This window comes from Clostridium gallinarum (genome assembly GCF_014836325.1).
Lineage (GTDB): Bacteria > Bacillota > Clostridia > Clostridiales > Clostridiaceae > Clostridium > Clostridium gallinarum.
Map to the genome: position 1 here is coordinate 91245 of NZ_JACSQZ010000004.1, position 7974 is coordinate 99218.

General features: G+C 26.3%; 10 protein-coding genes and 1 tRNA gene. 4 read left to right on the forward strand and 7 right to left on the reverse strand.

The genetic code is table 11. The annotated features are described in order from the left end of the window. Positions 1-24: 24 nt before the first annotated feature. Positions 25-168 (reverse strand): YvrJ family protein, encoded by a 144-nt coding sequence (locus tag H9660_RS01950; protein ID WP_191748002.1) that lies wholly within the window; start codon positions 166-168, stop codon positions 25-27. A gap of 48 nt (positions 169-216) precedes the next feature. Continuing rightward, positions 217-807, reverse strand: coding sequence for a DUF1836 domain-containing protein (locus tag H9660_RS01955; RefSeq protein ID WP_191748004.1), 591 nt, complete (start codon positions 805-807; stop codon positions 217-219). Between the two features lie 399 nt (positions 808-1206). Between H9660_RS01955 and H9660_RS01960 the strand changes: the two genes are divergently transcribed. Next, positions 1207-1446 (forward strand): AbrB/MazE/SpoVT family DNA-binding domain-containing protein, encoded by a 240-nt coding sequence (locus H9660_RS01960; protein ID WP_008676225.1) that lies wholly within the window; start codon positions 1207-1209, stop codon positions 1444-1446. Positions 1447-1496: 50 nt separating this feature from the next. On the opposite strand, the gene rsmI is transcribed toward H9660_RS01960, so the two are convergent. From rsmI to H9660_RS01980, 4 genes are all read right to left on the reverse strand, one after another. Beyond that, complete coding sequence (gene rsmI, locus H9660_RS01965) at positions 1497-2342, reverse strand: 16S rRNA (cytidine(1402)-2'-O)-methyltransferase (protein ID WP_191748006.1); 846 nt, start codon at positions 2340-2342, stop codon at positions 1497-1499. Between the two features lie 2 nt (positions 2343-2344). Next, a complete protein-coding gene (locus H9660_RS01970) occupies positions 2345-3094 on the reverse strand; it encodes a tRNA1(Val) (adenine(37)-N6)-methyltransferase (protein WP_191748008.1) in 750 nt (249 codons plus the stop codon). Between the two features lie 152 nt (positions 3095-3246). Then, on the reverse strand, positions 3247-4473 hold the full coding sequence (locus H9660_RS01975) for a C40 family peptidase (RefSeq protein ID WP_191748010.1): 1227 nt from the start codon (positions 4471-4473) through the stop codon (positions 3247-3249). Positions 4474-4713: 240 nt separating this feature from the next. Then, positions 4714-5019 carry a hypothetical protein gene (locus tag H9660_RS01980; protein WP_191748012.1) on the reverse strand — a complete coding sequence of 102 codons (306 nt, stop codon included), beginning with the start codon at positions 5017-5019 and terminating at the stop codon, positions 4714-4716. Between the two features lie 190 nt (positions 5020-5209). On the opposite strand from H9660_RS01980, the gene H9660_RS01985 reads away from it, so the two are divergent. Beyond that, a tRNA-Pro gene (locus tag H9660_RS01985) sits at positions 5210-5285 on the forward strand. 295 nt (positions 5286-5580) lie between these two features. Continuing rightward, positions 5581-6222 carry an HAD family hydrolase gene (locus H9660_RS01990; protein WP_191748014.1) on the forward strand — a complete coding sequence of 214 codons (642 nt, stop codon included), beginning with the start codon at positions 5581-5583 and terminating at the stop codon, positions 6220-6222. A gap of 44 nt (positions 6223-6266) precedes the next feature. Here the strand turns inward: H9660_RS01990 and H9660_RS01995 are convergent, their stop codons facing one another. Then, a complete protein-coding gene (locus H9660_RS01995; protein WP_191748016.1) occupies positions 6267-7013 on the reverse strand; it encodes a peptidylprolyl isomerase in 747 nt (248 codons plus the stop codon). A gap of 168 nt (positions 7014-7181) precedes the next feature. On the opposite strand from H9660_RS01995, the gene bcp reads away from it, so the two are divergent. Then, entirely contained in the window at positions 7182-7634 is a 453-nt protein-coding gene (gene bcp / locus H9660_RS02000; RefSeq protein WP_191748018.1) for a thioredoxin-dependent thiol peroxidase, read from the forward strand. Positions 7635-7974 lie beyond the last annotated feature (340 nt).

Sequence of the window (7974 nt, forward strand, 5' to 3'; positions counted from 1 at the left end):
AGTATAATTGCTTCTTAAAATTCTTTATTTAATTGTGTTAATTGTTTGAGATAAGTTATTTATACTATTAGTAAGATTTTCAAGCTTACCCTCTATTCTAATCAATAGATATAAAGAAATAGCTATTGGAAATCCTATATTAGATATTAAATCTACTAACTCATTCATTAAAATCACCCCTATTATTATATACGTATCTATAGGGATTTTTTTAATTTATTCTGAGTGATACTCATTAACAATCTTTTGAACCAATTTCTTAATTGCACTTGCCTGTGCTATTAAAGACATTACAATTACAAATGTTCTAATACTATTTTCATCTTTTTCATTTAATTTTAATTCCGATATTATACTATCTAACTTTTCTTCATTAACTGCAGGTTTACTTAAAAAATCTTTAAAGCTTTCACTTTGTGTTTCTGAAAATATTTTATAAGCTTTTTCCCAGGAGATAATATCGTCTGATCTATCATTAATCTCATTAAAAGCCAAACTAAAAACTTTTTTTATTTCTTCTGTAGTAAGTACAGGTCTCATATAACTTAATAAAACTAATTGAACTAAATGTATTTTAGTATAACCTCTCTTTTTCCCATCTTCTGGCTTACTAATAACTTCACTTTTAATATAATTTTGAACTATATTATTAGTATATTTATCTTCAATAAATTTATCATTTAAGAAATCTATAACTTGAGATAAAAAAAGATCATATTTGGGTAAATCATCATAACCAACCATAGTACTATTTGCCATCTCTTCTGCAATTTCTGTTATATAATTAGTATCTATCTTCTTTACCATTATATTCACCTCTACGTTTTCATTATATTTTAATTATATAGTTTATATAAACTTATTACAAGTTATTTCTATCTCTTTTATTAAAATGTACTCTTATATTTTTTACATTTTTTGCTTATTTTATTCATTTTTTTTTAATATTATATTTATATTTACTAATTTAATAGGTCTATAAATTAGTAGACAAGCCATTCTACATTTTTTGCTATTTTTTTAAAATTTATTTTAATAGTATTGACTTTTCTAATTTATGGTAGTATATTGTATTTATAAATTAGTTTTATTAATAAATTTGTATTTTTTGAAAAAATTTTTCTTTTATTATTGACTTTTAATTACATTTTTAGTAATATTAACTTTGCGTGATGTCGAAACTTGTTTTTAAGGAGGAAGTATTTTATGAAATCAACTGGAGTTGTAAGAAGAGTAGATGAACTTGGAAGAATAGTTATTCCAATAGAATTAAGAAGAACATTAGATATAGCTGAAAAAGATGCTTTAGAAATTTATGTCGATGGAGAACAAATAATTTTAAAGAAATATGAACCAGCTTGCATATTCTGCGGAGATGCTAGAGATGTTGTTAACTACAAAGGTAAAAACATCTGTAAAAACTGCTTAACAGAATTAAAGAAATAGTTTTTTAATTAGAACCCCTATAGAAAAATCTATAGGGGCTTTTCCTTTAATTATAGATTTACAGAATACTTATATACTTCTTTTTTAGTTAATCCTCTTTCTTTAGCAACTATCTTTATAGCTTCTTTCTTGTCAATTCCTGATTCAATAACCTTTATTAAATGTTCCTCTATACTTAAATCGCTCCATAACGCTTCTCTTTCAGACTTAATATCTTCATCCGATTTTCCCTCTATTACTAAAACAAACTCTCCTCTAGGTCTACTTTCAGTAAAAAATTCTATAGCCTCAGATATCCTTCCTCTATATATTTCTTCATAAAGTTTAGTAAGTTCTCTACATACTGCTATTTTTCTATTTCCTAAATTTTCATTGATGTATCCTAATGTATTTAATAATCTATGAGGTGCTTCGTAAAGTATTATTGTATCTCTAACATTTTTAAGCTCTTCAATCACAGGATTTCTTTCCTTATTTTCTCTTGGAAGAAAACCCCTAAATATAAATTTTGTAGTATCTAACCCTGAATAGACTAAAGCTGTAGTTATTGCTGTTGCTCCAGGTAAAACTTCAAATTCTATATTTTCCTCTATACACTTTTCTACTATTACGCTTCCTGGATCAGATATTCCTGGTGTTCCTGCATCTGTAATTAAAGCAATATTTATCCCATTATTTAATTTATTTATTATATCTAAGCTTTTTCCTTGTTCATTATGCTTATGATAACTAAATAAAGTCTTTTTTATATTAAAATGATTTAATAACTTTAAACTTGTTCTAGTATCCTCAGCAGCTATTTCATCTACACTTTGTAATACCTCTAAAGCTCTTAAAGTTATATCTTTCAAATTCCCTATAGGTGTAGGAACTAAATATAATTTACCTTTACCCATTATTATTCCTCCCTACCATAAATTTTATTTATCTCTTTAGTATAAGTTCCATCTTCATTATAAACATATAAAGGCGCTTCCCACTTTAAATATGCTCCACCATCTCGTTGACCTTCTACTAGAACTATATTAGGAGCCTTATTTACCTTAGGATGTATCATTTGAACTCTTTTAGGTTCAATTTTATACTTTCTCATAAGCTCAAATATATCTATTAATCTTTCTGGTCTATGTACTATATACATTCTTCCATTATCCTTTAAAAGCCTTCTAGAAGCTCTTATAACATCTTCTAAATTACATAGTATTTCATGTCTCGCAATTGCTAGCTTATCATCAGGATTCAATATTCCTGAATTATTTAACTTATATGGCGGATTTACAGTTAAAACATCAAAAGTTCCTAAAGATTTTAAAAAACCTGTATCCTTAAGATCTGCATTTATAAATTTAACTATATTTTCAACTTCATTATACTTGCTACTTCTATTAGCCATTTCTACCATATCTTCTTGAATTTCAACACCTATTATTTCTTTAGGTTTATATTTCCCATAAATCAAAAATGGAACTATTCCAGTCCCTGTACATAAATCTATAACTCTATGTCTATTTTTTACATTAGCAAAGTTAGATAATAATACAGCATCTACTCCAAATCTAAATCCTTGTTTTTTTTGAATTAATAATAAATTATCTAATTGTAAATCATCTATAGATTCGTCTTCTAATAAATTAATATTCTTATTCATTTATTTAACCTCAATCTAATATTTCCATTTATAAACGGATTATACTTGTTTTCTATATAAGTTTTGACTCAAATCTAATAAATTATATCATACAAAAATAAACTCCGCCTAATAGACGGAGCTTATTTTAATTAATATTATTAACTTCTTAATTAAAGTACTCTTCTCGCAGCATAGAATGATGTAACAGGGGAAACTTTAACAGAATCTCCTGGTTGAGGAGCATGTATATATTGGCCTCCACCTACGTATATTCCAACGTGATCTGCTCCATAGGTAAATACTAAATCTCCTGGTTGTAATTCACCATATGAAACTGGTGTACCTACTCCAATTTGAGAATAAGTTGTTCTAGTTATTTCTATTCCTGCTGCATTTCTATAAACATAGCTTGTAAATCCTGAACAATCAAAAGAATTTGGTCCTGTTGCTCCATAAACATATGGAGTTCCTATAAATTGGTACGCATAACTTACAATAGCATTTCCTGATGCTGATGCTGAGCCTGAAATTTGTCCTCTATTAGCATTTATTGATGCTGCTGCTTGCTGTGCTTCTAAATCTTCAACCTTAACTTTTGCATTTTCTATAGCATTATTTACTTCTTCTATAACGATAGGGCTCTTTAATGGCTGATTATCCCTAATATTTCTTAATTGGCTAATTGCATCTTTAAGTTCGGTAATATCGTTAGATGATCCTAAAACCTCTAATTGATAATTAACTAAACTTCTTTCAGCAACTGATAGAAATTCTTCATCAAATTTACTTTGTTCAGCCTGAGCTTGAGCAATAAGAGTTTCTTGTTCACTCTTCTTCTCTTTAAAACTTTCTAAAACTTTATTAGTTTCTTCAGTAAGCTTTGCAATTTCATTAGACTTCTCTTCTAATGAAGATACTTTTTCATCTAATTTTTCTTTTTTATCAAGTAATTCCTTTACTATTTTCTTGTCAATATTAACAAGTCTACTAGCTGAATCTAATTTTGATATAAGATCACTAAAGCTTTCTGCACTAAATAAAAGAGTTAAGTAGCTTCCTTGTCCACCTGTTTTGTATAACTCTCTTAATCTTTTTCCTAATACTTCTTCTTTTTCTGAAATTTCAATTCTTGATGCTTCGATTTCTTTGTTTGTATTTTCAATTTCTTCTTTTATAGCTTCCATTTGCTCATTGTTTTTATTAACTTGTTCAGCTAATGGTGCTATTTCTTCATTTAGTTTATATATTTCTCCTTGAATGTCATTTATCTTCTCAGTTAATTCGTCATACTTTTGTTGGTTTTCTATTACCTCCTGATTAGGAGTAGCAAAAACTGGCATTACAGAAGTTAGTGTTAAAGCTCCTGCTATAACAACTGATAAAATCTTCTTTTTCATAAAGTTCTTGGTCTTTTAGACCATCCCCCTCTCCCTACTTGATACTTTACCATTATAACACTTATGGTAAGCTTGGACAATGGTAAATTTTAAAAATGTGATATCTAGTTAATGTAAATGTATTCTATACATACTTTATCAATATATTATTTTATAATATATTGCCTATTTCCTTATATCTAATTATATTTTACAGTCTTGTATTTTATATCTACATTTTTAAAACATACTAATATTCTATTATATATTTCTATATTTCTTTAATAATTTATTTTGAATTATTGATATAGTTAATGTAAGTATTATATATATTATTATTATGTACTTAGATTTTTCCTCTAATAATATATCTAACATTCCTAATATGATTCCTATAATTCCTATAGATAAATTAAAAATACCATTATATTTCATAAACTTATCTATATTATTATAAACTCCACTTTCTTTAAAATATTCTTTTATTTTTTTACTTAATAATGAAACAAATCCCATTACTAAGAACCCCAAACTTCCTAATAATATAACTAAAGTAGTACTTTTCATAATTATTCCTCCTATTAACTCTATTTTTTTACGAAACTTTACACTATCCTTAATTATAAGCTAACTTATCAAAACTTAAACATTAATTTAAAATATTTTATCAACTTTCCATTTGAAAGTAAATTTTTTTATTTTTTCATATTAAGGTGTTGACATAAAGTAATATAGTTACTATAATAATAATGTACTTCGGGGTGTGGCGCAGATGGGAGCGCGCGTGGTTTGGGACCATGAGGTCGCAGGTTCAATCCCTGTCACCCCGACCAAAAAAAATCCTCTCTTTTTGAGAGGATTTTTTAATGTTTAAAAATATAAACTTCTAAATAATTAATTTCAATCTAAGTAATCCTGGAATTCTTTAAATTTGTCCTCAAACCCAATAAATTTAAAAGAATTTAATATTAATGGAATTATAGAAATATAAGTACACAACATTAATATTCTCATAAAAATCTTTTCCCCTTTTATTATTGTTTACTTAAAAACATTGTATGAAACTATTCGAAATATATCTATTAATTTATATATTTTTTTATTTTATCTTATAAAGGAGGTATCTTTATGGAAAACTTTAAGGCAGTAATTTTTGATTTAGATGGTACTTTAATAGATTCTATGGGTGTATGGGCTAAAATAGATGAAGAATATCTTTCTTCATTTGGACACGTTGTTCCCGAAAATTTACAAGAAGAAATAACCCATTTAACCCTTAGTGAAACAGCTAATTATTTTAAATTAAAATTTAATATAAAAGATGAAGTTTCAGCTATAATTGCTAAATGGCATGAAATGGCCTTATCTCATTATTCAAATAATATTAAATTAAAAGATAGTGTTGTTGATTTTTTAAATCTTTTAAAGGAAAAAAATATAAAAATTGCTCTAGCAACAAGTAATTCTATCCCACTACTAGAAGCAACATTAAAAAATAATAATATTTATCACTATTTTGATGCTATAACAACTACAGAAGAAGTAAATAAATCTAAAGATAATCCTGATATATATCTTTTATCTGCAAAAAAACTTAATGTACAACCTAAAGATTGTTTAGTATTTGAAGATATTGTACAAGCTGTAAAAGGAGCAAAAAAAGCTGGAATGACAGTTTATGCAATTTATGATAAAAGCTCTGAAAGTCAAAAGGATGAATTAACTAAATTAGCCGACAAATATATATTAGGATTTAATGAATTATTATAATTTTACTATTAATAATAAAGGAGCTGATAACAGCTCCTTTATTATTATGCTCTAGTTACTCCATGTTTCTTTTCTAATTCTTTTACAACATCTAAATACTTTCTTTCTTGTGCTTCTTGAAGTAATTTGTTTACTATTTGAGGTTTAACTTCATCAAATTTCATTTCTACGCCATCATTTCTTTGTTCTACCTTTACTAAATGATAACCAAATTGAGTTTGTACAGGTTCACTTACAACATTAAGATCTAGATTAAATGCTGCCTCTTCAAATTCAGGAACCATCATTCCTCTACCAAACGCCCCTAAATTTCCACCTTCTTCTTTTGATGGACAAGTAGAATATTTAAGCGCTGCTTCTTCAAAAGTTATTTCATTATTATCAATTTCTTTCTTTATTTGTTCACATAATTCTTTTGTATCAACTAATATATGTTTAGCTGTAACAGTAGGTGCTTGTGTAAATTGAGCTTTATTATTGTTATAATAATTTAACGCATCTTTATCAGTAACTGTAACTTCTAATAATAATTTATTTAAAGTTAATTGTGTTAATATATCCTTTTCTGCTTGTTTTACATTATCTCTGTATTCCTCAGTATCATCAATTTTTAATTCTTTTCCTAAAATATTTATTAACTCAAATGATACAAGTTGCTCTAATAGTTGCTTTTTTGCTTCTTCTGTACTAAAATATGCTCTCTTATCTTCTGGATATCTTGATATTACATTTTGTAAATCTGATTCCCTTATTTCTTTCCCTGCAACTGTTGCTAAAATCTTATTTTCCATTTAAATAATCTCCTTTAATTTTAATTTATTAACATAATTAATTATAACAGAGTTTATATTTAAATATATAAATTTTCCTCAATAAATCCAAATTTTCTATAATTACTCCTATTTATTGATAATAATTATTATTAGTATTATAATTATTATTATAAAGGAGGTATTACAATGGAAATAGGACAATTAGCACCAGATTTTACACTTATGGGATCCGATGGAAAAAATCATAGTTTAAGTGATTATAAAGGTAAGAAAGTTATATTATACTTTTATCCAAAAGATAATACACCAGGTTGCACTACTGAAGCATGTGACTTCAGAGATAATATTAATGAGATAAATAATTTAAATGCAGTGGTTATTGGAGTAAGTAAAGATAACTTAAATTCTCATAATAAATTTATCGAAAAATTTAATCTGCCATTTCTTCTTTTAAGTGATGAAGAAAAAACTGTATGTAACCTATACGATGTAATTAAAGAGAAAAATATGTATGGTAAAAAAGTTCTTGGAATTGAAAGAAGTACATTTATAATTAATGAAGATGGAATTCTTATAAAAGAATTTAGAAAAGTTAAAGTCAAAGGACATATTGAAGAAGTTTTAAATGAAATTAAATAGAAAAATTACAGCTATAATTAATATAGCTGTAATTTTTTTAGCATAATTTTTTTATAAAAAAGTGTTAAAATATCATATCCAGGTTCAGCCTTACAGCTCCAAGCCACCTTGCTATGATATTTTAACACTTCAAAACTGAAGGAAGGAAAGTATAAATAGTTAATAATAAGGCGTAACTTTTTATACTTTCCTAGATATTAAAAAAGAAATAAATATTATATTCCTGTAAAATAAAAAAGCATTAACTTATGTTAATGCTTTTTTCTGGTGGCTCGACCAGGAATCGAACCAGGGACACGAGGATTTTCAGTCCTCTGCTCTACCGACTGAGCTATCGAGC

Coding starts and splice junctions, on each gene's coding strand:
- H9660_RS01955 (WP_191748004.1), bottom strand. CDS start 807: ATGGTAAAGAAGATAGATACTAATTATATAACAGAAATTGCAGAAGAG.
- H9660_RS01990 (WP_191748014.1), top strand. CDS start 5,581: ATGGAAAACTTTAAGGCAGTAATTTTTGATTTAGATGGTACTTTAATA.
- H9660_RS01995 (WP_191748016.1), bottom strand. CDS start 7,013: ATGGAAAATAAGATTTTAGCAACAGTTGCAGGGAAAGAAATAAGGGAA.
- H9660_RS01980 (WP_191748012.1), bottom strand. CDS start 5,019: ATGAAAAGTACTACTTTAGTTATATTATTAGGAAGTTTGGGGTTCTTA.
- rsmI (WP_191748006.1), bottom strand. CDS start 2,342: ATGGGTAAAGGTAAATTATATTTAGTTCCTACACCTATAGGGAATTTG.
- H9660_RS01975 (WP_191748010.1), bottom strand. CDS start 4,473: ATGAAAAAGAAGATTTTATCAGTTGTTATAGCAGGAGCTTTAACACTA.
- H9660_RS01970 (WP_191748008.1), bottom strand. CDS start 3,094: ATGAATAAGAATATTAATTTATTAGAAGACGAATCTATAGATGATTTA.
- bcp (WP_191748018.1), top strand. CDS start 7,182: ATGGAAATAGGACAATTAGCACCAGATTTTACACTTATGGGATCCGAT.
- H9660_RS01960 (WP_008676225.1), top strand. CDS start 1,207: ATGAAATCAACTGGAGTTGTAAGAAGAGTAGATGAACTTGGAAGAATA.
- H9660_RS01950 (WP_191748002.1), bottom strand. CDS start 168: ATGAATGAGTTAGTAGATTTAATATCTAATATAGGATTTCCAATAGCT.